The sequence below is a fragment of the Desulfovibrio sp. genome (assembly GCF_047607245.1).
GTDB lineage: Bacteria > Desulfobacterota > Desulfovibrionia > Desulfovibrionales > Desulfovibrionaceae > Desulfovibrio.
In genome coordinates this window covers 1-23,394 of record NZ_JASGDK010000070.1, presented here as the reverse complement: position 1 = coordinate 23,394, position 23,394 = coordinate 1, and the positions used below count along the sequence as shown (strand labels likewise).

General features: G+C 57.7%; 21 protein-coding genes. 11 read left to right on the top strand and 10 right to left on the bottom strand.

Translation table 11 applies throughout. The annotated features are described in order from the left end of the window. Window positions 1–37 precede the first annotated feature (37 nt). Window positions 38–2,041, bottom strand: a complete 2,004-nt coding sequence (locus QM579_RS05350; protein WP_414998147.1) for a substrate-binding domain-containing protein — start codon at window positions 2,039–2,041, stop codon at window positions 38–40. Window positions 2,042–2,235: 194 nt separating this feature from the next. Between QM579_RS05350 and QM579_RS05345 the strand changes: the two genes are divergently transcribed. The 7 genes from QM579_RS05345 (at window position 2,236) to dpaL (ending at window position 8,934) form a co-directional block, all read left to right on the top strand. Further along, entirely contained in the window at window positions 2,236–3,018 is a 783-nt protein-coding gene (locus QM579_RS05345; protein ID WP_414998146.1) for an HpcH/HpaI aldolase family protein, read from the top strand. 118 nt (window positions 3,019–3,136) lie between these two features. Further along, window positions 3,137–4,051: an NAD-dependent epimerase/dehydratase family protein gene (locus QM579_RS05340; protein ID WP_414998145.1), complete on the top strand. Its 915-nt coding sequence runs from the start codon at window positions 3,137–3,139 to the stop codon at window positions 4,049–4,051. A 188-nt stretch (window positions 4,052–4,239) separates the two neighbouring features. After that, a complete protein-coding gene (locus QM579_RS05335; RefSeq protein WP_414998144.1) occupies window positions 4,240–5,010 on the top strand; it encodes a 3-deoxy-manno-octulosonate cytidylyltransferase in 771 nt (256 codons plus the stop codon). Next, entirely contained in the window at window positions 5,011–5,802 is a 792-nt protein-coding gene (locus QM579_RS05330) for an acyltransferase (protein WP_414998143.1), read from the top strand. Window positions 5,803–5,804: 2 nt separating this feature from the next. After that, window positions 5,805–6,455 carry an HAD family hydrolase gene (locus QM579_RS05325; protein ID WP_414998142.1) on the top strand — a complete coding sequence of 217 codons (651 nt, stop codon included), beginning with the start codon at window positions 5,805–5,807 and terminating at the stop codon, window positions 6,453–6,455. Between the two features lie 233 nt (window positions 6,456–6,688). Continuing rightward, a complete protein-coding gene (locus tag QM579_RS05320; protein WP_414998141.1) occupies window positions 6,689–7,669 on the top strand; it encodes a hypothetical protein in 981 nt (326 codons plus the stop codon). A 38-nt stretch (window positions 7,670–7,707) separates the two neighbouring features. Beyond that, entirely contained in the window at window positions 7,708–8,934 is a 1,227-nt protein-coding gene (dpaL, locus tag QM579_RS05315; RefSeq protein WP_414998140.1) for a diaminopropionate ammonia-lyase, read from the top strand. A 303-nt stretch (window positions 8,935–9,237) separates the two neighbouring features. Here dpaL and QM579_RS05310 read toward each other — a convergent pair whose 3' ends face one another. The 5 genes from QM579_RS05310 to QM579_RS05290 all read right to left on the bottom strand — a co-directional run bounded on the left by QM579_RS05310 (window position 9,238) and on the right by QM579_RS05290 (window position 14,064). Next, window positions 9,238–10,008, bottom strand: a complete 771-nt coding sequence (locus QM579_RS05310; protein WP_414998139.1) for a methyltransferase domain-containing protein — start codon at window positions 10,006–10,008, stop codon at window positions 9,238–9,240. A gap of 564 nt (window positions 10,009–10,572) precedes the next feature. Further along, window positions 10,573–10,725 (bottom strand): sulfate respiration complex protein HmcD, encoded by a 153-nt coding sequence (gene hmcD / locus QM579_RS05305; RefSeq protein WP_183718839.1) that lies wholly within the window; start codon window positions 10,723–10,725, stop codon window positions 10,573–10,575. Window positions 10,726–10,748: 23 nt separating this feature from the next. Then, entirely contained in the window at window positions 10,749–11,963 is a 1,215-nt protein-coding gene (gene hmcC / locus QM579_RS05300) for a sulfate respiration complex protein HmcC (RefSeq protein ID WP_414998138.1), read from the bottom strand. Further along, complete coding sequence (locus QM579_RS05295) at window positions 11,964–13,067, bottom strand: 4Fe-4S dicluster domain-containing protein (protein WP_414998137.1); 1,104 nt, start codon at window positions 13,065–13,067, stop codon at window positions 11,964–11,966. Between the two features lie 13 nt (window positions 13,068–13,080). Continuing rightward, window positions 13,081–14,064, bottom strand: a complete 984-nt coding sequence (locus tag QM579_RS05290) for a nine-heme cytochrome c (protein WP_414998136.1) — start codon at window positions 14,062–14,064, stop codon at window positions 13,081–13,083. Between the two features lie 680 nt (window positions 14,065–14,744). Here QM579_RS05290 and QM579_RS05285 point away from each other — a divergent pair. Continuing rightward, entirely contained in the window at window positions 14,745–15,398 is a 654-nt protein-coding gene (locus tag QM579_RS05285) for a carbonic anhydrase (RefSeq protein WP_414998135.1), read from the top strand. Window positions 15,399–16,011: 613 nt separating this feature from the next. Here the strand turns inward: QM579_RS05285 and miaA are convergent. The 4 genes from miaA to QM579_RS05265 are packed head-to-tail and all read right to left on the bottom strand — an operon-like array spanning window position 16,012 to window position 19,696. Continuing rightward, complete coding sequence (miaA, locus tag QM579_RS05280; protein WP_414998134.1) at window positions 16,012–16,965, bottom strand: tRNA (adenosine(37)-N6)-dimethylallyltransferase MiaA; 954 nt, start codon at window positions 16,963–16,965, stop codon at window positions 16,012–16,014. 17 nt (window positions 16,966–16,982) lie between these two features. Beyond that, a complete protein-coding gene (gene coaD, locus QM579_RS05275; RefSeq protein WP_414998133.1) occupies window positions 16,983–17,522 on the bottom strand; it encodes a pantetheine-phosphate adenylyltransferase in 540 nt (179 codons plus the stop codon). Next, window positions 17,519–18,070 carry a 16S rRNA (guanine(966)-N(2))-methyltransferase RsmD gene (rsmD, locus tag QM579_RS05270; protein WP_414998132.1) on the bottom strand — a complete coding sequence of 184 codons (552 nt, stop codon included), beginning with the start codon at window positions 18,068–18,070 and terminating at the stop codon, window positions 17,519–17,521. Before rsmD ends, coaD begins: the two co-directional genes overlap by 4 nt. Window positions 18,071–18,085: 15 nt before the next feature. Next, window positions 18,086–19,696 (bottom strand): MBL fold metallo-hydrolase RNA specificity domain-containing protein, encoded by a 1,611-nt coding sequence (locus QM579_RS05265; protein WP_414998131.1) that lies wholly within the window; start codon window positions 19,694–19,696, stop codon window positions 18,086–18,088. 464 nt (window positions 19,697–20,160) lie between these two features. Here QM579_RS05265 and QM579_RS05260 point away from each other — a divergent pair, with 464 nt between their 5' ends. The 3 genes from QM579_RS05260 to QM579_RS05250 form a co-directional block, all read left to right on the top strand. Continuing rightward, window positions 20,161–20,829: a TIGR00730 family Rossman fold protein gene (locus QM579_RS05260; RefSeq protein ID WP_414998130.1), complete on the top strand. Its 669-nt coding sequence runs from the start codon at window positions 20,161–20,163 to the stop codon at window positions 20,827–20,829. Between the two features lie 8 nt (window positions 20,830–20,837). Beyond that, the gene (gene tadA / locus QM579_RS05255; protein ID WP_414998129.1) at window positions 20,838–21,407 is read left to right on the top strand and encodes a tRNA adenosine(34) deaminase TadA; all 570 of its coding nucleotides are present in this window, start codon (window positions 20,838–20,840) and stop codon (window positions 21,405–21,407) included. Between the two features lie 478 nt (window positions 21,408–21,885). Further along, window positions 21,886–23,394: fused MFS/spermidine synthase (locus tag QM579_RS05250; RefSeq protein ID WP_414998203.1), on the top strand; the 1,509-nt coding region annotated here is incomplete at its 3' end.

The following is a 23,394-nucleotide window of genomic DNA, read 5'->3' as shown; positions in this document are numbered from 1 at the left end:
AGCCCCTCCGTTTGCCGACGGCGGGGCTTTTTTCTTATCATGCTCCAAGGCGAACGCCAAGCTCAACTTTTTGTCCTGTCAAATTTATTTCATAGCCACCAAGGGCTGTGATGCGTTTTTTGAATTCTGCCTGTTGCAGCAGGTTTTCAACACTTAACACACGCGGGTCGGCAAGAAAGGCTTCGGGTATGACAAGATCCCACCGCTCGCCGCCCAGCGGCACGAAATCCAGACCCATTGCCTTGGCGGCAGCTGCCACTCCCGGTCCGCAATCAGCCTTGCCCGTAAGCACTGCGGCTGCCACTGCCAGCTGGCTTTCCACTTCCACTTCGTAGCCGGAAATATCCTGCGGGGTCAGCCCGGCATGGCGCACAAGGGCATCAAATTGCAGGCGCGTGCTTGACCCTGCCTGCCTGTTGACGCAACGTAGTTTTTTATCCTTGATGTCGGCAATACTCTTGATTTGCAGCGGATTGCCTGCCGGAACCACCAGGCCCACCTGACGGACTACCAGATTTACAAGAGCAACCTTAACCCGGGGCAAGTGCTCTTGCACAAAGGCAAAATTGAACTCGCCCTTGTCATCGTCGGCCATGTGCAGCACGGCCATATGGCAATGATTACTTTTCAGGGCGGTCAAGGCGTCCGTGGCGTCAGCACCTGCTGAAACCAGTTGCACTGCATGCGGCAGGCGCAGCAGCTCATCAGCCATAAGGTCCAGCACCATGTCGTTGCCTCCAGCGCAGAAAAGCGTGCTGTACAGGCTGTCTACCGGGCAGAGGGGGCGGGCGCGAACCGTGCTGCCAAGGGGAGCGCCCTTGCCATTGGCGGTGACGTGAGCGAGGCCCTGAACGCGAACCGCAGTTTTATAGCCCTCGCCCAGGCGCAAGGGCAGGGCCACGGTTTTTTCCGCCACACGGCTCAAGGCCAGAGGCGAAAAAACGTCAAGTCCCGGATGCGCAGGCAGGCTGGCAGCAAGTTCTACGGTCAGGTCGCCGAATTCATCCATCGAGCCCGGCAAAATGCCAGAAAAATAGTGCGCAGGGCGGCGGGACATCAGCAGTAGAGCCGGAACCACAATGGCCGCAAAAGCCGTAAACGTGCCGGCAGGGCTGGCAGGGAGGCAGAACACGGGCCTGCCGTCATAAACGGCAATCATTGTGGGCGCGCCGGGCAGCATGCCCACGTTGGGGGCCACAATCTGCCCCTCTGCCTCCAGCAGGGTGCGCACAACGCCCAATGTGGCCGCATCGGTCACGCACAAAACAAGGGCGTGGGCTCCGGCTTTAATTGAGGTCTGAAAAAAATTGCGTATGGCTTGCGCGTCTGCTTCCAGAGGGGCAGACGGGTGGGCAAGGCAGCCTAAACCTTGGGCCCTGGCGGCAAGAGCCGGGGTAATTCCGTCAATCAGCTGGCTTGGCGTTGCTGCGGCAACGTCTCCGGTCTGTTTCGGCGGGCTCATAAAGCTGCCGCCTGCTGTCGCCAGGAAGATATGCGGTTTGCCCCACACCTGCACACTGTCTACCCCGGCTGCCACAAGTGCGCCGATGTCCCCAGGCCGCAGAATGTGGTTGCGGCTGAAAAGAGTTTCTCCTGCTGCCATGTCGGCTCCGGCGCGCCGCACGTGCAGCCAGGGCAGCATGGGGGCCGTGATGCTGACGCCGCCTTTGCCGTCCACGGCAGCATGAACAGACAGGGCCACGGCATCGCAAGAGGGAGGCAAGGCATCGCCAGAGGTGACGGCGAAGCAGGTTTTGCCCTCCTGAAGCAAGGCGGGGGCAGCGCTGGTTGCGGCGTATGTATCTGCGGCCTTGAGGGCGTAGCCGTTGGCGGCTGCCAAGGGGAAGGGGGGATAGGGGCTTGCGGCTGCCACGAATGTGCTCAGCACGCGGCCGTCAGCTTCTGCTGTGGGGCAGGAAACTGGCTGGGGCAAATTGTCCTGGCCGCTGGCCGTGCGTGAAGCGTCCAGCGCTCTGAGCAGCTTGTCGAGCGCGTCGCCCAAGGGCACGATTTCCGTATATATTGTGGTTTTGGTTGCCATGTATCCTCCAGGGGGAAGGGCTTGAATGGTCGAAAGGCCTTAATCCACCTTGCAAACATACATCTTCACGGCATTCATGCAAATACCTGATCTGTGGGGGTACCTGCCCCGCGCCGTATTGCGCGCTGCCGCCGCTGGGCGTATACTGAATTCTTGAGCATAAACCTCAACCCTGCGGCGGCATGCCGCTTGATATGACCGTACATGACATACGCGCGCTTTTGGCGGCGGATAAAGCCACGGTAGGCACATGGCTGCAATTGCCCTCTGCGGATGTGGCAGAACTTATGGGCCGTGCCGGCTATGACTGGGTTGCCGTGGATATGGAGCATGGCTCCTTCGGGCGTACCGGTTTGCCGGACATCTTTCGCGCCATCGAATGTGGTGGAGCTGCCCCCTTTGCCAGATTGCCCGAGGCCAGCAAAACGCAGATAAAATCTGCTTTGGAAGCTGGCGCTCAGGGACTTATTTTTCCGATGATCGAGAGCCGTGAACAGCTTGACCGCGCTATTGACTGGGCGGTGTATCCCGGTCAGGACACGTGGCGGGCTAAGGGCGAAACCGCGCAGGAATACAGGGGCGTGGGCTTTTGCCGCGCCAACGCGTTCGGCAAGGACTTTGACAACTACCGCACCCGGCGCGCGCCTGAAATATTTCTGGTAGCCCAGATAGAGCATATACGTGCTGTGGAAAATCTGGACGCCATACTGACGCATCCGCGTCTGGACGCCATTATGGTCGGGCCGTACGATCTTTCTGGCTCTATGGGGCTCACCGGGCAGTTTGATCACCCGGATTTCAAGGCTGCTATGGAACGCATAAGCGCGGCTTGCCAGCGCCACAAGGCTCGCATGGGGCTGCATATTGTGCAGCCTGACCCCGCAGAACTGGCGCGGCAGATTGCGGCAGGCAGCCGTTTTATTGCCTATGGCATTGATTCTGTATTTCTTTGGGGCGCGGCTGAACGTCCCAAATAGGGCTGCGTATTCTTCGTCAAAGGCTTTTTGAGGCTTCTGGCGTGGCCAGCTCACCAATGAAGTCGCGCGCAATTGCAGACGTATAGTTGATCAAGAAAATTCTCCAGGGAGAATAATTGTGAAAATAACAGTTTTTGGCGGTTCCGGATTTTTAGGCTCGCATATTTGCGACAAGCTTTCCGAGGCCGGGCACAACGTCACCATCGTGGATCTGCACCCCTCGCCCTGGCTGCGTCCTGACCAGATCATGCTCACTGGCAATATTCTGGAAGAAGAAACAGTGCGCAAAGCCATTGATGGCGCGGATATGGTATTCAACTACGCGGGCATCGCCGATATAGGCGAGGCCAACAACCGCCCCGTTGACACCGCGCGCATCAACGTGCTCGGCAACGTCATGATTCTTGAAGCCTGCCGCAAGGCTGGCGTGAAGCGCTACGTTTTTGCCAGCTCCCTGTATGTGTATGGCAAGTCCGGCGGTTTCTACCGTTGCAGCAAGCAGGCCTGCGAGCTGTATATTGAAAACTATCAGGCCATGCACAACCTGCCGTACACCATCCTGCGCTATGGTTCGCTTTACGGCCCCCGGTCAGACAGGCGTAATGCCATCAACCGTTTTGTGTACGAAGCGCTTTCCACGGGCGGCATCACCTACTATGGCGCGCCTACGGCCCTGCGCGAATATGTGCATGTGGACGATGCCAGCGCCGCAACGCTGGCAGTGCTGGCGCCCGAGTTTGAAAACCAGAACATCATCATCTCCGGCAATCAGCCCATGCGGGTCAGCGACCTTTTCAAGATGATCGGCGAAATGCTGGGCAAGGAACTGGTGATCAATTATCAGAATGATCCCAACAGCGGGCACTATCAGGTGACTCCTTACGCCTTTATGCCGAAAGTGGGGCGCAAACTTGTGCCGCCGCTGACCGTGGATCTGGGGCAGGGCATCCTGCGCGTGATGGAAGAGGAGCACAAGGAAATCCACCCGGAACTGGCGTCCGAGGGCGGGTATCTTGTGGCTACCGACGACTAGTTTATTTGCGCAAGCTGTGCAGCGCCCGGGCTTTCCCGGCGCTGACGGCTCTGCATACAGTTCAGGTTCTGGCAGAGAACAGACAACTCCGGCAATCCGCAGTGGCGGCGCAAGACGCCAGCCAAAGCGCTGCATTACGGAAATTGTTCATAGATTTTAAAATTTATACGGACACAAGGAGCCGTTGCATGAACATTATTGCCATCATTCCCGCGCGTATGGGTTCCAGCCGTTACCCCGGCAAGCCTCTGGCCCTCATCCACAATGTGCCGATGGTCGGGCACGTGGCCTTTCGTACGGCCATGAGCAAAACCCTTTCCGCCACCTATGTGGCCACCTGCGATGAAATCATCGAAAATTACTGCATCAGCGCGGGGCTGAACAGCGTCATGACCGGCGATCATCATGTGCGTTGCTCTACGCGCACAGCGGAAGCCCTGCTCAAGATTGAAGCCGCCACGGGCAAGAAGGCCGACATAGTGGTGATGGTGCAGGGCGACGAACCTATGGTGCGCCCCGAAATGATCGACGCCGCAGTGGCTCCCATGCTGGCTGATCCCAGCATCAATGTCACCAACCTTATGGCGGATATGGACACCCTTGAGGAATTTGAAGATCCCAATGAAGTTAAAGTGGTGGTCGACCGCTTCAACGACGCTCTCTATTTCTCGCGTGAAGCCATTCCCTCGCGTAAAAAGGGATCGGACAAGGTGCCCATGCGCAAGCAGGTCTGCATCATTCCCTTCCGTCGCGACTACCTGCTGCGCTTCAATGAAATGGAAGAAAGCCCTCTGGAAATTTATGAATCCGTGGATATGATGCGTATTCTTGAATACGGTGAAAAGGTACGTATGGTCCCCACCGACTGCCGCAGCTGGAGCGTGGATACCCCTGAAGATCTGGCCCGCGTGACGCGCCTTATGGAAGGCGACGACCTCATGAAGGAATACAGCAAGTAAATGGCCGAGTTCGGAAAACCGGGCATGGGCCAGGAAGGGGAAACGGCATCGGCCTCCGGGCCGGGTACGCCTCCTTCCGCCACTTCTGCAGACCAGACCGCTTCACGGCAGGGTGCAGGCCAACCTTCGTCTGGCGTTGAAAAAACTGCTGCACACGGTGCGCCGGGGTGGCGTCATCGTGTGGGCGCTGCGCTGGAAGAATTGTGGATAGCGCTGCTGGGCTGGATTCCCACGCCTGTGGGATTGGCCTTGCGCCTGGCTGGCTGGCGCTGGCTGTTTGCCCGCTGCGGTTCGGCGCGTTTTGGCACGGGGCTGAGCCTTGCGGGATGCAAGGGCATGACCCTTGGCAATAACGTGCGCTTGGGGCGCGGCTGCTTCATCACGGCCACAGACGGCACGCTGGTGCTGCACGACAGTGTGGCTCTTTCGCCCTACGTACATGTGGGAGCCGACGCCGGACGCATTGAAATCGGCGCACATACCGCAGTGGGACCGGGCACGGTCATACGGGCGGCCAACCATTGCATCGCCCGTCAGGATGTGCCCATGATGCATCAGGGGCACGTGCCCGGCGAAATCATCATTGAAGAAGATGTGTGGATCGGGGCCAACTGCGTCATCACGCCTGACGTGCGCATCGGGCGCGGGGCCGTGGTTGGCGCTGGAGCCGTAGTCACCCGTAACGTGGCCCCCTTTGCCATTGTTGGCGGCGTGCCCGCCAAGGTTATCGGTATGCGGGGCAGTAACGGCGCAACCGTTTGCGGGTCGGCAACCCCGGCGCAAAAAGGATAATTATGGCATTGCAATGCATTGTTTTTGACTGCGACGGCGTCATTTTGGACAGCGTGCCCGTGAAAACACGGGCCTTTGCCCGCATTGCCGCGCCCCACGGGCAGGAAGCCCAGGACCGTTTTGTGATGTACCACAGCCTGCATGGCGGGGTAAGCCGTTACAAGAAGTTCCAGTGGTTCTACAATGAAGTGCTTGGGCGCGAAATTTCGGACGAAGAATCTGAAAAGCTTGGCCGTCTGTTTGCGGAATACGCCCTGGACGAAGTGCGCCGCTGCCCGCTTATACCCGGAATTCAGGAAGTTCTGGATACCTGGAAGGGCAAGTTGCCTCTCTATGTCTGCTCCGGTGCGCCCCACGAAGAAGTGCTGGCTGTATTGCAGGAACGCAAACTGGACCACTATTTCGTTTCCATTCACGGTTCGCCCCCGGCCAAGGCCAAGCTGCTGGGCCAGATAGTGGCCCCATTGCCCCTGACGCCACAGGACGTGCTTATGGTGGGAGACGCGCCCACTGATCATGATGCTGCCGAAGAAGTGGGAACGCTCTTCTACGGCGTTGGGCCAGATATAAGGCCCGCGTCGGAATCGGCCTATCCCTGGGGCGCTGATCTGACCGGCCTGAACGACTGGATAAAAGCCCGCGTGGCAGGTTAGAGCCTTTTTATTTTTAAGTGTTTTGGGGAAGGGCGCTTTTGTATAAGGGCCCTCCCCATGCCCTGAACCTCTATTTTTTCAGTCTTTTACGGGGCATCCTGACCTGATGCGAAGTTTCAGGGGTGGTGTCTTCAACATCACATTGGCGCAACGTTGATCTGCTCCAACTCTCAAAACAATCACAAAAAAGTTAAACGCCTGCGTATACGCGCGGGACGTTCACAGTAGAAAATATGAAAAAAATATACATCCTGCTCGTATGTCTTGGGGTTCTGAGTCTTGCCGCCTGCGAATCAGATAAAAAGGAAGAGGCTTCGGCTTCTTCAGCAAAAACGGAACAGGCCCAGCCAGCATCCGCAGAAGCTGCGGCAGACACTGGCAATTTGCCAAAAGAGCAGGGGCCGCCGCCCACGCAAGAGCAGCTTGCCGCAGCAGACGCTGTGGTTGCCTATTATAACGTGGTGGCAACAACCTTTGCCGACCCCTACTTTGCCCAGGCCGACGTGATGATGGGCAACGTGCGCTATTACCTGCATGAATGGCTGCTGGCTCCGCGCCCGGCTGGCGGAGACGGCAAGGTCGCATCTGCACGTCTTGCCGCCCCGAAAGGGATGTTCAGTGAAGATGAGTCGCGCGCTCTGGCCCAGTGGGTGACCGACATGAACCAGAGTATCGACAGCATGCGGGCCGACTATCGCGCTCTTGAGCGCTATGTAAATGATCGGAGTATCCGTGACGACGGCGTCAAGGGCGAAGCCCTGACGAACAGTATCGCGAAAAGTCATGAACAGTTCATGGCCGCGCGTGACGGATATATGGGCATGGTTGAGGCCCGGGCCTCTTCGGTTGAAGAGGTGTTGCTCTACGGGCATCCCCTCAAAAGGCAAATACTTGAAGCCAGAAAGATTTTTGGTCTGTTCTCAAGAACCGCCGGGCTGCTTGTAGCGCAAAAGCCCGACCGCGAGGCGCTGGAACAGGTGGTGGCCAAGCTTGATGCCAGCTTGAAAGACGCGGGGCGGCCTCCCTTCCCCGCTTCTCCCGACGTGGAACGCGCCTACCGTGAATTTCTTAAACAGGGCACGGATTTTAAGGACGCGCTGGCCAAAGGACTGACCGAAGGTTTTTACAACCCGGTGCGGGAAGAGCTCAACAGTGCTGCACATGGCAGCCGTGAAGCCTATAACGACTTTGCGCGCGCAGCCAACCCCAACTGAGCTGGCTCAGGCAACGTGCCTGCCACAGGAGGCCAGACATGAAGACTGTCAGTTATTGCCCTAACAGCCGCCGCGCCCGCGCGGGGCAGGCTGTGGATGTCAGCCTGTTCGGCCCTGAAGAGGCGCGTGTGGCACGCTCCTTCCATCAGGGCTTTACGCAGTACGCGGCAACGCCGCTGGTACGGCTGAAGGCTCTGGCTGACAATCTGGGCGTGGCAGAAATTCAGGTAAAAGACGAATCCTGGCGGTTCGGCCTCAATGCTTTCAAGGTTCTGGGCGGTTCCTATGCCGTAGCGCGCTATCTGGCGCAACGGCTGGAACTGCCCATGTGTGAAGTGACGCCTGATCTGCTGCGTTCAGCCGCCGTGCGTGAGAAGCTCGGTGACGTTACTCTTGTAACGGCAACGGACGGCAATCACGGGCGCGGTGTCGCCTGGACAGCCCAGCAACTGCACATGAAGGCCGTTGTTTTCATGCCCAAGGGGTCAGCGCCAGTCCGGGCGGAAAATATCCGCAAGACCGGGGCGCAGTGCACCATCACCGAGCTTAACTACGATGATACTGTGCGTCTTGCCATGCAGCATGCCGCAGCATCGGGCGGCGTACTGATTCAGGATACCGCATGGGACGGTTATGAAGAGGTGCCGCTCTGGATCATGCAGGGCTATACCACCCTGGCACTGGAGGCGGACGAACAGTGGCAGAGCAGCGAAGCCAAACCCCCGACCCATATTTTTCTACAGGCCGGGGTCGGTTCCTTTGCCGCAGCCGTGCTTGGCTACTTTGCCTCCGCGCTTGGCGATGAGGCACCGGAAGCCGTTATTGTGGAACCGCACGCGGCGGATTGTTTTTACCGCTCATTCAAGGCGGCAGATGGTGAGCCCCATGCGGTGACAGGGCACATGCAGACCATTATGGCCGGGCTAGCGTGCGGCGAACCCAGCAGCCTGTGTTGGCCCATTTTACGCGACAGGACCGCAGGGGCGCTTTCCTGCGCAGATTCTGTGTCTGCCAACGGCATGCGCATTCTGGCCGCTCCATTACCGGGCGACACCTCCGTGTGCAGCGGTGAATCCGGTGCTGCCCCGGTGGGTGCTCTGGAGTATGTGATGAAAAATCCAGACATGCAGGAAGTACGGCAGGCTTTGGGGCTGGGCGCGTCGTCGCGCGTGCTGCTCTTCAGCACTGAGGGCGATACTTCACCGGAGTTGTACCGCCAGATTGTCTGGCATGGGCGCTGCGGCAGTAAGGAATGTGGGGTTTAGTGTATGCTGGCTGCGTGCAGAGCAGATTAAAATTTAGTGCAATTTCTTTTTGAAATTGCTCAGGCGAGTGCAGTAAGCATCCATAACCAAGAAGGCCGAGCGGTTATCGCACGGCCTTCTTGGTTATGGATAAATTAGGGGTTCTGGTCTGGTGGCGGTGTCACTTGGCTGTAAAACAAGCAGGTATTAGGGACAACCGTAAGGGAGTCTCCCGTTGGTGCGTCCGCCTTTCTGGAACAGATTCATTTTAAAAAATGAATGTTCTGGTTGGAGATGAATGCCGTACAGATTGAGCCATTGTAGCTAGCGCCCGCGAATCCAGTACGTTTCAAATCCGTCCTGCAACCAGCCGTCTTTCACGTCAGCCAGCCCCGCTTGCTTGAATATCAGGCGGTATTCGTCGCGTGTGCGGCGCCAGCCCCAAAACTGCTGGCGCCTGATGCCAAGATAGTGCAGGGCCCCGCGAATGAAGATCTTGATGGCATTAACAAAGCTGCCAATAAAGGAATCTTCTTCCAGCAATGAGGCGGACAGCAGGATGATTTCGCCGCCTGGGGCAAGCTGGGCCCGCAGTTCCTGCAACAGATGGGTGAACTCGCGCGTGGGAATGCCGTAGTCCACGGTGGACAGATAGATCATATCATAGTGGACATCAGGGGGCAGACAGGCCGGAGGCAGGCCAATATAAATGCGCTCGCTGGGAATATGCTGGCGCAGCCATTTCATGCCTACAGTGCTGGGTTCATTGACGTGCAGCTCAAGGTCGGGCAGCTCTTCCAGCAGAATTTTTTCCATATAGCCGACGCCGCTGCCAATTGAAAGCACACGCACGGGTTCCGTGCGCGGCCCGGTTTCTCGGGCAAGCTGGTCGCGCAACTGACCAATAAGCCAGCGGGCGTCCTTGCGCTTGTTCTCACGCCAGACGGCAGGCAGATCGTCCCAATCCTTATAGCGGCGGAAGAGTTCTTCGTAAAAAACAGCGTAGAACTTCGGCTCCGCCAGATGAAAGAAGGAGATATGCGAAAAGGATGTAAATGGTATGCCTTGCCAGCTTTCCTGATAAAATCGTCGCACGTCAAGCCTCCGCTCATGGCTGCATAAATGCGTTATGGCAAACGCGCCGAAGCCACTTCTACTCCCAAAAGTATAGCGCAAGCCCGTTCAAGGCGCAATGCGCTCAGTAACCGTTTGCACTAGAACTCGTAACCTTGAAAAAGGTTAAACGCTCAAACTCGGTATGAAAGTATAGCGCACCGTAACGCAGCATGAATTCATCCGAAAATGCAATTCCGGCTGAATGGCAACCTTGCTGTGATTCACATTGCAAGGTTAATCGGCGCTATAATCCGTTTGATACCACATGTGAGCTTGATTTGCAGTAATCACTTTTGGTCAGAGAAAACAGCAGATTATCACCATGTGAATATCTTGTGCAGCAACGGTCCTGACAGTATTGGCCAGATAAGCTGGCCCCGAGGGTTCTGGCCGGACGTTGCTCGGCCTGGTGCTGCGCGGGCAAAGGGAGCGTGAAGCGGCGCGTAAAAGTGCCCGTAAAAAAGTGGATTGTCAAACAAACAGGGGGCGGCGCTCAATAGCGTCGCCCCCTGCGATTTCAGGCTGTCTCAGGCCTCGTGGCCTTTAATGCCCCTTGGAGTCGCCGTTACGGCCCTTTTTGCGGGGGAACAGCACGAAGTTCCAGTATATCACGTAGGCAGGCAGCACCACGAACATCATGGCGTAAGCCCAGTTCTTCGAATAAAGGAAATAGTCGTAAAAAGTATGGAATTCCATAATATTCTCCTTCTGCGGATTGGCTAGTGCTCATCCTTGAAGTCGGGGTGTTCGTACAACACTGGCATGTGATAGATGATGAAGCGGTATGCCGTCACAATCATCGTTACCACAAAGATGGAAATGCAGAATTCCCAAATGCTGGGGAAGTAACGTTCCGCCGAGGGCAGATTGTAGTTGAAGGCTATCATGGACACGTTGAAACGGTTCATGACGATGCCCAGCACAGTGTTGGCCGAAGCGATACGGCACAGTGTCAGGTTGCGGTCACGCGCGCCCTTGGCATAGAGCAGGGCGGGCAGCAGCACGAAGCCCAGCATTTCCACCAGCCACCATGCGCCGTAGCCAGAGAACACGTAGGGCAGGTTTGCCTGCACCAGCATGTCGATGAGCTTGAGCATGAAGTAGGCAAACAGGATGAAGGAAGCCGCGCGGGCAAAGCTGAAAACAACGCCGTCAGCTTCACGCAAGTGGGTTTCATCCATGTAGTGGTGCAGACCTTTGTGGGCAAACATGCCTTCAAAAATGACCATGGAAGATCCGGCAGCCATAGAGCTGACGAAGAAAAACATGGGCATGAAGGGCGAGTACCACAGGGGGTGCAGTTTCTCGGGCGAGATGAGGTACAGCGCGCCCAGCGAGGACTGGTGCAGGGTGGACAGCGTCACGCCGAAGATGGTGAGCACGATGGTGGCGTGCACCACAAGCTTGCGCCATTTGATCAGGAAGGGATACTTCGACGACAGCCATTCCAGAGGTGCCACGGAAAACTCGATGAGGAGCACCGTAACGTAAGTGGCGACGCACAAGCCCACTTCAAACAGAACGGAAGTGGTGCCGGGGAAGAAGAACATGAAGGGCAGACGCAGCGGATGGCCCAGGTCATACAGAAGGGCCACAACCACGAAACCGTAGCCAAGAAAGGCTGTGGTAATGGCCGGGCGTACTGCCGAGTGAAACTGTTTCATGCCCATAACGTAGCAGGCCACGGTGGTAAAATAACCGCCAGCCGCCAGCGCCACGCCGCAAAGCAGGTCAAAGCCGATCCACAGGCCCCAGGGCTGGGTATTGCTCAGATTGGTGACCGAGCCGATACCCATTGTGAAACGGATGATGGTAATGATCAGGCCTACCGTCAGAATGATGGCGGTAAGAATATTACCCGGCGTAGGTCTGAAGAACTCGCCAAGGTTGAACAGCTTGTCCTTAGTGGGAATGACTATGCTGTGGTGCGACATTTACTTATCCTCCCCGTGACACTTGCATTCCGTTTCCCTGGCCTTGAGGGCTTCGGTCATTGCGCGACGGGCCGTGTCAGCGGCGCCAGGTCCCTGGGTTTCCTCAATCTTGCGCACGGCTGCGTCAACGGCGGCGGCCACGTCTTCACGGGCTTCCTTGACCTTCTCGTCCTTTTCCGCCTTGTACATGGCTTCGCGGCGCTTGCTGATGGCGTAAGCGCCACCGAAGAGCACGGGCCAGAAGGCTACGATCATTGGCACCGCGCCAAGCGCGCCGTAGGTCAGTTCACCCATGGGGCTGTGCCCCAGATGGGTATTGAGTCCGAGCTGCTTCATTTCTTCGCCAGCAAGGGGGGCGTCGTCCGGCGTAACGCTGGCCGCAACCTGACCCACAGCGGGGCTCAGAACCATCCACGCGGTGCCACCGGCGTCGGTTTCACCGTAGACGTAGTTGACGTACTTGCCGGGGCTGTCGGCCATGCGGGCACGGGCCAGGCGAAGGAGGTCACTGCGGCGGCCAAAGGTGAGGGCGTCTTTGGGACAGGCCTGCACGCAGCCGGGCAGTTTGCCTTCCATAAGCAGGGGCTCACAGAAGGTGCACTTCTGCACCAGGGGATCAAAGGCTTCGTCATACTGGAAGCCGGGCACGTAGAAGGGGCAGGCAACCATGCAGTAGCGGCAGCCCACGCACTGTGAGCCTTCGTAATGCACTGCGCCGTTGGGATGCTTGGTGAAGCATTTGGCAAAGCAGGCCGAGGCGCAGGCCGGGTCGTTGCAGTGAAAGCACTGCAACTTGCGGAATACGTCTTTGCCATTGACCTTGTACTTGTTCACCACGGTCCATTCGTATTCGCCAGTGCGACGGTGGGTATTGCACACCGTAAGGTCGCTGAAGGGCTTCTTGGGTTTGGGCAGGTGGTTGACCTTGTTGCAGGCTTCTTCACACTTGCGGCAGCCGATGCAACGGGTTGTGTCGTGCAGCACCCCGTAGCTGTCAGCATAGTATGGGAAGGTGTGAGGGCCAGCCTGGGCAACCTTGGCCGTGCCAAGGGCCGAGACCACGCCTGCGCTTCCCATAATGGTCAGAAATGTTCTGCGTTTCATATTCTTCTCCATGCTAGTCGGCGCTCTTGGGAGCGGCCTTATGGCAGGTGGTGCAGTCGGTATCTCTGGGACGCGCGACATTCATACCCTTGTGGCAACCCATGCACTGCAGATGGTAGGCGGCCATAAGGTTAGGACGGCCGGGATTGACCTTGTCGATCTCCTTGGCGTGGCAGCTGCCGCACTTGGGAGGCGTAAGGGAAAGCGGGCTTCTGTGGTGGCAGGTAGCGCACAGAAGTTCAGGCTGATTGTGGAAAGCCTGCGCCAGCTTGTCGTCCTTGATGCCTTCCATAAGGGAGGTAAGGTGCCGGCGGTGGGTGAAGTTGCTTCCCTCGTACTTGTCGGCCAGAGAATCAATGACCACCTTGAGGGGGCCCAGCATGGGAGAAACAGGCTCAACGGGCTTCTGGGCCAACACGGTTTCGGCGGCCAGAGCTTCGTTGTCACCGGGGAGCAGGGTGCCGTTAATGCCCTTCTGCATCTGTTCCGGCGTCATAGAAGGCGTAACATTGTGGCAGGTGGCGCACCATGCCTGGTCGCGCTTGGGCGTGACGATGGCGTGGCAGCCAGCGCATTCGCGCCTTTCTTTGGTCTGCTGTTCATGACAGCTCACGCAGCTGACAGGCGTGTTGCCCTTGGCGCGCTTGGCGATGTTGGTGGCGTGCATGGCCCGTTCGAGGGTGATAAAATTGCCCTCGGCCTTGCCTTCCACGGTGTGACAGGTGCTACAGGAGACCGGGTCGCCCGTGTGGTGACAGGTCTCGCAGTTGTCAATCTTCTTCTCGTGACTAAGATGATTGAAAACCACGGGTTTCATGGCCGCGCCCTTGGGATTGGGCTTTTCGCCGACCGGAAACATGACTATAGCCGATGGCGCGCCGCTGTCTGTTGGCTCCAGGGCTGCGGCCGTGACCGAACCAGCTCCCAGCGCCGTGAGACACGCCGCGCCAGCCAGGGCGATAGCCGCCAGCAGAAGCAGTGATGTGCCGTTCCTCATGTGCTTGTCCTTTTGCATTCAGACATTACCCCAAAAACCCGCCACGTCAGGCGACGGGATCCTCCGGCCCCGCCGATCCCTACGGGGGGCAAACACGCAGATATTGCAACGGTATCGCAGGCTGCAAGACACGTCAAGGAGGGGTCAGAGTTAGAATGGCTTCTCATGCTTGGAAAAACAAGGTGATTGAGAAAATTTTCATTAAATTCCGCCCGCCAATAAAAACCAATTTACGGATTTATATTGAATACGGGGTCACTTTGCGAACAAGCTCACATGATCATGATTTTTTTTGAAAAAACTTTTTTAACAAAAAATTTTTGGCTGAGGGTGCAGTAATTTGCACATTGGCAGCAGGCCCGCAGCGCCATTATAAAAGAAAAGCATAATTTTCACCTGGAGTTTTATTTAGGTAATATGCTGAAAATAAACATATTTATTAAAGGGATGCAGTGCATGCTTATCGAGCGCGTCAAGCGCGCCCGCGGCGTGTTCACGTATCTTGACCTGCCCCCCAAGATACTCTACGCCTGAAGAGATACGGATGTGACATGAAACCGCTCCAAGCGTGCTGCCTATGCCAGTCCCGGTATTTTACAGGGACGGCTGGCGTGCTGGATCAGCCTGCGGCGGATTGGCCACGGAGCCGATAGCTCCTGACCGATAACGGAGGATCGTTGATGAAGAGTGTTGAAAGCCTGCTGCAGGGCAATGAACTGTTTCAAAAAAACTATTTCAAGAAGAATGAATCCGAGCTTGTGGAGCTCGTCAGAAGCGGCCAACATCCCAAAGCGCTTTTTATAGGCTGCGCAGATTCCAGAGTTATCCCCTCACTTATTACCAATGCTCCTCCCGGCCAGCTTTTCGTGCTGCGCAACGTGGGCAATTTTGTCGCTCCCTACAAACCGGACGAAGACTACCACGCAATGGCCTCCGGCATTGAATATGCCGTGACGACGCTGGATATTGCAGAGATCATCATCTGCGGCCATACCTATTGCGGGGCCATCGAGTCTCTGTACAAAGAAATAAGCGGCGAAGAGCTTGTTCATACCAAGAAATGGCTTTCCCTTGGCAAGAAGGCCAAGGAGCTTGCCTTGCTTGCACTTGGCAAAAATGCGGATAAGGATCATCTGCTGCGCCTGACGGAGAAGCTTTCCATCGTTTTTCAGATCGAAAATCTTCTCACCTACCCTTATGTCAGGGAAAAGGTGAAAGCTGGCATCCTGCACATCCACGGCTGGCTCTATCATATAGAATCCGGCGAAATGGAATACTACGACCCAGACCAGCACGAGTTTATTTCGCTGAACAAGTCCGAAGCGGCGTCGTAAGGCGCAGGCAGACAGGCAGTTCTGCCCGCAGCCCTTTGTGTGGCAGATGTTGCAAGGAATTTACTGGCGGCCCTCTTTTTGGAGTGGGCCGCCTTTTTGCGTCCGTAACAGGGGGCAGACGCCTGCCAATCCTCTACCGGTTATCAGGGCAGATTAACTTGGAGAATGCGCATTATCAAAGTTTAAGACATGCTCGTTACGGCGTTTAGCTGCACAAATAAGTAGCATGGATGCTCCCATGCCCGGCGTTTGTTGCTGGAGCCAATCAGTTCTATTCCGGTTATCAGCGCACATTCGTTGATGCCCTTGCGCGGCGCGGAGGGAGATCACCGGGCGAGGCGAGGAAGCACCCGCAGCAGAAGCCGCGCAGCCCGCGTTGAACGATGGGATTTTGAAAAACCAAGGGGTGGTCCGGGGGAGTGCTGAGGGGCCGAGGAAGGACGCTGCCCCTGACAGGTGCCTTCTGCCGCCCGCCGAGCAGGCAGATCAAATGAGTACAGGACAAACAGGCCCACTCGGGTAGCGCCTGCCCTGCAAAAGAAACTATGGCGGCCGCTAAAAAAGGCAGCAACGAGGCCTCGCCGCAAAGTAATCCTGTTTAAGTGAAACGGCTCTACCGTGCCCATCGGGCACAAGCCGCTGCAACCACTCCATCCACGTCTTCCGGTGGCAGCCAGACGGCCTCTTTACGGGCACGGAACCAGGTGAGCTGACGCTTTGCGTAGGCACGCGTGTTGCGCAGCCAGAGCGAACGGCATTCATCGAAACTCACGCGCCCCCGCAAATAGGCCAGAGCTTCGGCGCAGCCAATTCCCGACCAGCCGGGGGCCGCATCGTCATCGCAGTTTTCAAGAGCCGCTCGGGCCTCATTCATGGCCCCGGCTTCAAGCATGATGTCCAGACGGCGGGCCAGACGCGGTTCCAGCCACGACAGCGGAGCGTCCAGCACCAGCAGCGGCCCGGTGCAGAGCGGAGCGCTCATTGCGTTTTTGTGCCACCACGTGAAGGGACGGCCTGTGGCCTCCAGCACTTCCAGGGCGCGCACAATGCGCTGGCGGTCGTTGGGATGGATGCGGGCCGCGTATTCCGGGTCCACAATGGTCAGTTCGGCATGCAGGCACGCCGGGCCCTGGGCTTCAATGCGGGCGGTGAGGGCTTGCGTCAGGGCCGCATCCACCGGGGGAATCTGGGCCGTGCCGTGCAGAAGCGTATTGAAGTAGAGGCCTGTGCCGCCTACCAGCAGCGGCGTCTTGCCTTTTTCAAGTATCTGACGTGCAAGAGCAGTGACCTGATCGGCCCAGCGGCCCGCGCTGATTTTTTGTGCTGTAGGCAAAAAACCGTAAAGATGGTGCGGGCAATGGGCGCGCTCCTCCTGCGAGGGCTGCGCTGTTATGCAGGGAAAGTCGGCATAGACCTGCCGTGAATCCGCATTGATGACTTCGCCGTTCAAGGCGTCTGCCATCGCCAGCGCGGCAGCAGTCTTGCCTGACCCTGTTGGGCCTGCAAGGCAGATAACGGGCAGCGGGGCCGCCTGTGCCGCCCCGCTGTAGGTATTTTCGCTCCGCATCAGTCTGGGCTGCCTGTTCAAGAGGTGCGAAATCCGCTGTACGGCGGGGCAAGGCAGGGAGTGCCCTGGGCTACTTCCCCTTTTTCGTATTTTTCCATCAGGGCCAGGCGCACGTTTTCGGGCACGAGGCCCTTGATGTCCGCTCCGTGACTGGCAGCGGCCTTGACAATGGTGGAGCTGATGAACAGCCACTGATAGTCTGTCATGAGAAAAACCGTCTGGATATGGCGTTGCAGGCGGCGGTTCATCAGGGCCAGCTGGAATTCGTATTCAAAGTCTGAAGCGGCACGCAGGCCGCGCAGCAGCACGCAGGCTCCGCGCTGCGCCGCGTATTCCACTGTCAGACCCGAAAAGGGTTCCACCACGGCGCGGGGTTCGTCCCTGAGGGCCTCACGGGCCATAGCCACACGTTCTTCATGACTGAACAACGGGCGCTTGGGCGTATTGTCCGCCACAGCCACGATAATCTGGTCAAAAACCTCGCAACCCCGGCGGATCAGGCTGAGGTGACCATTGGTCATGGGGTCGAACGTGCCGGGATACATGGCTATTTTCATGACGCTATCCAGATGCAGACCCGGGTTTGGCCCAGCAGCCTGTCAGTTTCCAAAGTGAATCCAGAAGGCACGGCAAATTTGGCCTCCTTTTCAATTTCCGCCGTCACAAAGGCTCCGGGCGTGAGCCAGCGGTGGGCGGCAAGAAGCCGCAAGGCCGGTTCAGCCAGTTTTTTGCGGTAGGGTGGGTCCATAAAAACAAGATTATAGGGCTGCTGCGGTGGGCGCTTGAGTACCTTGAGCACGTCGTCCTTCACAAGGCCTGTTTCAGCCTGTACGCCCAGAGATTCCACGTTGGCCTGAAGGCAGCGCATGGCCGGAACGGAGTTCTCAACCAGCATGGCGTGGGTTGCGCCCCGGCTGATGGCTTCAAAGGCAAGGCTGCCGCTGCCAGCGAAAAGATCCAGCACCCGCGCCGTGGACCAGATCAGTCCACGGGCGGCAAGCATAGAAAAGAGCGCTTCACGGGTTTTGCCCATAGCGGGGCGGTAACCCTCGCCCTCCACAGTTTTCAGATTTCGGCCGCCCAGGCGGCCTGATATGATGCGCATGATGTTCCTGTGTCCCTACATACGCGAGATAAGTCGCGTGAGGGCGTAATCCATTTTTTCCAGTGCTTCTTGCAGATCTGTCTGTTCCACCCAGGGGCGGCCTTCCACATCGGCCAGCTTGCCCTTGAACATGCCCCACTTGCGTTCCACTTCGTTGGTGAGAAAGTTCCAGTCCACCTTGGGGTGCGCCTTGGTTTCGTGGGTGACGGTTTCGGCAACCTGGCAGCCGACCAGCGTCAGTTCTTCCAGATAAGAGGCGATATGGGGCTTGATGTCAAAGCGTTCTTTGATGAGCCGTGCCAGAGTTTCCTGGGCCTTGGTTTCACCGTGGGTCAAGACCACCTGGGCGCAGGTGTGCGTCAGGGGAGCCAGCCAGTCAAGGAGCTGGCTCTGCCCGGCATGGCCCGAGAAACCGTTGATGGTGAAAATGCGGGCGGCTACGTCCATATCTTCACCAAACAAGGTGATCTTTTTGGCTTTTTCAACAATCTTGCGGCCCGGTGTGCCAACGGCCTGGTAGCCCACAAAGACGATACTTGCACCGGGCTTCCAGATGTTGTGGCGCAGGTGATGGCGCACGCGGCCCGCGTTGCACATGCCGCTGGCAGAAATGACAATGGCCGGACCCTTATAGTCGTTGATGGCCTGTGATTCCGCCACGGACAATGTGTAGCGCAGATTGGGCAGGGAGAACGGGTTGTCGCCGTTGTTGAGCATCTTTTGCGCTGCATCGTCAAACAGCTCACGGTTGCGTTCAAAGACTTCAGTGGCGCGGATGGCCAGGGGGCTGTCCACATAGACGGGAATGTCTTCGGGCAGTTTGCCCTGCTTGCTCAATACATGCAGGCAGTACAGCACTTCCTGCGTGCGCTCCACGGCAAAGGCGGGAATGATGACCTTTTCGCCCTTGCCATAGCTGTAGGCAATGGCTTCAGCCAGTTCCTGATCGCTCACGTCTTCATTTTTGTGATCGCGGTCGCCGTAGGTGGACTCCATAAACACGTAGTCGGCCTGTGGCGGGCTTTCAGGGCTGCGCACAATAAGGGATTGCGGGCGGCCAATGTCACCGGAGAAGATGAGGCTGGTGGTCTTGCCGTCTTCGTCCGCTTCAATGCGCAGGGAGCCGGAACCGAGAATGTGCCCTGCGTCGTAATAGGTGACGCGGATGCCCGGGGCCGGTTCAAAGGATTTATGATAATCCACCGGAGAAAACAGGGTCACGGCCTTTTGGGCGTCAGCCACGGTATAAAGAGCGGCTGGGGGATTTTTCAAGCCCCGGCGCATGTATTTTTTGGCTTCCCACTGGGCTTCCATTTCCTGAATATGGGCGCTGTCCTGAAGCATGAGGTCCAGCAGTTCGCTGGTGGCCTTGGTGCAGTATACGGGATTGGCGAATCCCTCACGCACTATGCGGGGCAGCAAACCGGAGTGGTCAATGTGGGCGTGGGTGATGAGCATGAAGTCGATGTCTGTGGGGCGGTAGACTTCGGTTTCGCGGTTGCGGGCTTCAATGGCCTTGTTGCCCTGGTGCATGCCGCAGTCGATGCAAAAACGCTTGCCGCATGCCTCAATCATGTAACAGGAACCGGTCACGGTTTGCGCCGCGCCCAGAAGTTGAACCTTCATCGTGGCCTCCGATAGTAATTGACGGCCTGAACAGCCGCAAAATCCGTTACGGCGGGCAGCTGGCTAACAGCCGCTTTCCGTCTAACGGGCCCCGCATCGCAAAGCCCGGTGCTGTACAGGGTGCGATGTGTCGAAACGCTGTAAACGTAGACATGCGTTATGCGCAAGCCGCGTTTGGGGACTTTTTTCCATAGCCGCTTGGGGCGCATAGCGTCAAGCCTGCGCCGTTTGTTGGTTCTTGCGGCTTCGGCCCTGATTTCAATGCCGTACGAGCTGTGCATTGCCTTTACCGTGCGGCCCACTTATACTGCGACCCTGATTCCGCCGGGCGTCAGCTGGCTTCCGGCACATTTGCGCGCTTCCGTTCGGAAAGACCACGCGGCCGCAGGGGTTGCCTGCCGTTGCCGTCCGTTCTTTATGCCGGCTTTTTTCGGAAGTTCCGAAAGATATACCAAGGAGTTTTCATGCCTGAACTGCAACAGAATATCGTGGACGATCTGGCCTCTGTCACCACAGAATCCTGGCGTACTTTTCGCATCATGGCCGAAATGGTGGAGGCTCTGGACACTCTTAACAGCCTTAAGGTCAACTGCATTTCTATCTTCGGCTCGGCCCGTAGCACGCCTGATACACAGGAATACAAGGATGCCGAAAAGATTTCGAGTCTGCTGGTCGAAGCTGGTTTCGGCATCATCACCGGCGGCGGCCCCGGCGTTATGGAAGCGGCCAACAAGGGTGCTTTTGAGGCTGGCGGTGAATCCGTAGGGCTGCACATCCACCTGCCGCATGAGCAGGGCTGCAACCAGTATGTGAAAACACGCTGTAATTTTCGCTACTTTTTCATCCGCAAGTTCATGTTCGTCAAATACGCGATGGCTTACGTGGTCATGCCCGGCGGCATGGGCACCATCGACGAACTCTCCGAGGCTTTTGTGCTGGCTCAGACCGGGCGTACTCGCCCCTTCCCCATCGTGCTCTACGATTCCAGCTTCTGGAGCGGCATGGTGGAGTGGCTGCGCAAGAACATGGCCGCGCGCGGGTTTATCAATGAAAAGGAAATTGACCGCCTCATCACCGTGTGCGACACGCCTGAAGAAGTGGTCAACCACCTGCGCAAGATAGTTATTCTGTAGGGCGCTGCATGAGGCGTCAGACGTCGAACCCTTCCTTCCCCCATCCCGGTGGCAATGCCTCCGGGGTTGGGGGAGTTCGCGTTTTTGCGCCAGCCGGGCCTGTGCCATCGGCTCCGCCGGGGCATAGCTGGGAAAGCCTTATGGGGCTTGCGCTTGAACGTGCCAGAGTGGCTGCATCCGCAGGGGAAATACCTGTGGGCGCGGTGCTGGTTGCCCCAGATGGCAGGGTGCTGGCGGAGGAAGGCAATGCCCCCGTGGCTCTGCACGATCCCACCGCCCACGCCGAAATTCAGGCATTGCGCCGGGCCGGGCCTGCGTTTGGCAACTACAGGCTTGGCGGTTGTGTGCTGGTGGTTACTCTTGAACCCTGTGCTATGTGCGCTGCCGCCTGCATCCATGCCCGCCTTGCCGGAGTGGTTTACGGCGCGGCTGACTCGCAGGCCGGGGCCGTTGTTTCGCGCGCCGAGTATTTTGACGCCCAGAGCGCCAATCACAGCCTCTGGCATATGGGTGGCATACGGGCTGAGGAATGCGCGGCGCTGCTGCACGATTTTTTCGCGGCACGGCGGGAAGAGTAAAATACTTCGCCGCTGTGGCCTGATGCGACAGGCACGGGCATTTGGACATCAAGGCTGCGAATTTCTGGCGGTGGTCAGGTGACGGGCAGGCAGCCAACTGCGGCTAATTGCGGTAGACGCGCCCACTGCCTGAAAATACCGCCAAAAACCGCAACGTGCCAGAGAATGCCGCCAAATGCCTGAAGGTGCCGAAAAGTAGGGCGCAGGCGGCGTACCGTCTGTTCTTCATGAAGCGACAGACGTCCGGTTGCCCCTGCATATGCTCGATGCCCCGCAGCACGTAGGCTGAAATGGCCGTGGTGATATGGCACGGCCCCGGCAGGGAAAGCTTTTTTTAGTTGATTGGCTTTGAAGATCGAAGCATTTCAAAGTTGACCTGTTTTTGATGATGACTGAGGTGAGCGTTTGCTGGCGCGGCTTTTGCCGCATTGGCGTAGCTTCGCCCAACCGCCAGGGGCAGGACCCCAAAAGGAGCGCCATGCTGGAACTGACGGTTTTTTTGAGCGGTGCGCTGGTTATGGTGCTGGAAATGGTAGGCGCGCGCGTGCTGGCTCCCTATGTGGGTACATCAGCCATAGTCTGGACAAGCCTTATCGGTGTGGTGCTGGCTTGTCTGGCACTGGGAGCCTGGGCTGGCGGCCGTTTGGCCGACAGGCATCTTTCGCGCCGGGGCCTGGCACTTGCCCTTGCCGGGGCAGGTCTTGGCAGCGCACTGACGGCTTTGTGTCACGCCTTGGTGGGCCAGTGGGTTACAGATGGCATCGGCAATCTGTACGTGGCCGCAGTGGCCGCCGCTGTGGGCATTTTTGCCCTGCCTGCCTTCTTTTTTGGCATGATCAGCCCCTACGCCATCCGCCTGCGCATAGGCAGCGTTGACACTGCGGGGGCCACGGTGGGGCGGCTGTATGCCCTGTCCACGGCGGGCAGCATCCTTGGCACCTTTCTGGGCGGCTTTGTTCTTATTTCTTTTTTTGGCAGCGCCAGCATCCTGTGGGGCGTGGCTGTAGGCATGTTGGCGCTTTCGCTGTGCAATGCGGCAAAAGGCGGCAAAATTCGCGTGGCCTTGCTGGCCCTGTGCCTGATTGGAGCCGTCGTGAACGGCATGTACGGAAGCTGGCAGGAGGACAGGGGCGGTATGCGCCTTGTGGAAAGCCCCTATAACAGCATACGCATTTATGAAGGTGTGGATTGGGGTGAAGGGGGGCGCGCCGTGCGCCTGATGGCGACCGACCCAGGCTACAGCCAGTCAGGTATGTATCTGGATGCCCCGGCTGAGCTCTATTTTCAGTATACTCGATTTTACGCCCTTGGGCCCCATTTTGTCCCCCAGGCCCGTTCTGTGCTTATGCTTGGCGGCGGGGGCTATTCCGTACCCAAGTGGATTCTGGCAGGCAAATCGGCTCTGGCTGCACCCAATGACGTGCGCATGACCGTGGTAGAGATAGATCCGGCCATGACCGATACTGCGCGCCGCTGGTTTGCCCTTGAGGACGATGCGCGCCTTACGGTGCGGCATGAAGACGCCAGGGCGTTTTTGAACCGCCAGAAAGAGCAGTATGATCTGGTTTTTGTGGATGTGTTCAATTCACACTACGCGGTTCCCTTTCAGATGGGCACGGTGGAAGCTGCCCAGGCGTTACGGCGGGCTGTTGCTCCCGGCGGCGCGTTGCTCATGAACGTCATTTCCGCTGTAAATGGAGAAGATGGCCGCCTGTTTCAGGGTATCTACAAGGCATTGACAGGGGCGTTCGCCGAAGTGCAGGTATATTGCGTGTCGCGTCCCGACAAGCCGGATGAAGTGCAAAACCTTATGGTTGTGGCCTTTCCTGAAAAAAGGAACGGCATGACAGAGGAAATGCTGACGGCTCAGGCCGCAAGTGGATCGGCCAGCGCTGCGGTGGCTTCCCTGCTGGCTACACGCCATGCGCAACCGCTGGTTTTTGATACGCCGCCCCTTACCGACGACTTTGCCCCGGTGGAAAGGTAT

Excerpts from the sequence above, each read along its gene's own strand:
- QM579_RS05265 (WP_414998131.1), bottom strand. The coding sequence starts at position 19,696 with ATGAAGGTTCAACTTCTGGGCGCGGCGCAAACCGTGACCGGTTCCTGT.
- QM579_RS05290 (WP_414998136.1), bottom strand. The coding sequence starts at position 14,064 with ATGAGGAACGGCACATCACTGCTTCTGCTGGCGGCTATCGCCCTGGCT.
- QM579_RS05285 (WP_414998135.1), top strand. The coding sequence starts at position 14,745 with ATGAAGAGTGTTGAAAGCCTGCTGCAGGGCAATGAACTGTTTCAAAAA.
- QM579_RS05325 (WP_414998142.1), top strand. The coding sequence starts at position 5,805 with ATGGCATTGCAATGCATTGTTTTTGACTGCGACGGCGTCATTTTGGAC.
- miaA (WP_414998134.1), bottom strand. The coding sequence starts at position 16,965 with ATGCGGAGCGAAAATACCTACAGCGGGGCGGCACAGGCGGCCCCGCTG.
- QM579_RS05350 (WP_414998147.1), bottom strand. The coding sequence starts at position 2,041 with ATGGCAACCAAAACCACAATATATACGGAAATCGTGCCCTTGGGCGAC.
- QM579_RS05335 (WP_414998144.1), top strand. The coding sequence starts at position 4,240 with ATGAACATTATTGCCATCATTCCCGCGCGTATGGGTTCCAGCCGTTAC.
- QM579_RS05260 (WP_414998130.1), top strand. The coding sequence starts at position 20,161 with ATGCCTGAACTGCAACAGAATATCGTGGACGATCTGGCCTCTGTCACC.
- coaD (WP_414998133.1), bottom strand. The coding sequence starts at position 17,522 with ATGAAAATAGCCATGTATCCCGGCACGTTCGACCCCATGACCAATGGT.
- QM579_RS05295 (WP_414998137.1), bottom strand. The coding sequence starts at position 13,067 with ATGAAACGCAGAACATTTCTGACCATTATGGGAAGCGCAGGCGTGGTC.
- dpaL (WP_414998140.1), top strand. The coding sequence starts at position 7,708 with ATGAAGACTGTCAGTTATTGCCCTAACAGCCGCCGCGCCCGCGCGGGG.
- rsmD (WP_414998132.1), bottom strand. The coding sequence starts at position 18,070 with ATGCGCATCATATCAGGCCGCCTGGGCGGCCGAAATCTGAAAACTGTG.
- hmcD (WP_183718839.1), bottom strand. The coding sequence starts at position 10,725 with ATGGAATTCCATACTTTTTACGACTATTTCCTTTATTCGAAGAACTGG.
- hmcC (WP_414998138.1), bottom strand. The coding sequence starts at position 11,963 with ATGTCGCACCACAGCATAGTCATTCCCACTAAGGACAAGCTGTTCAAC.
- QM579_RS05320 (WP_414998141.1), top strand. The coding sequence starts at position 6,689 with ATGAAAAAAATATACATCCTGCTCGTATGTCTTGGGGTTCTGAGTCTT.
- tadA (WP_414998129.1), top strand. The coding sequence starts at position 20,838 with ATGAGGCGTCAGACGTCGAACCCTTCCTTCCCCCATCCCGGTGGCAAT.
- QM579_RS05345 (WP_414998146.1), top strand. The coding sequence starts at position 2,236 with ATGACCGTACATGACATACGCGCGCTTTTGGCGGCGGATAAAGCCACG.
- QM579_RS05330 (WP_414998143.1), top strand. The coding sequence starts at position 5,011 with ATGGCCGAGTTCGGAAAACCGGGCATGGGCCAGGAAGGGGAAACGGCA.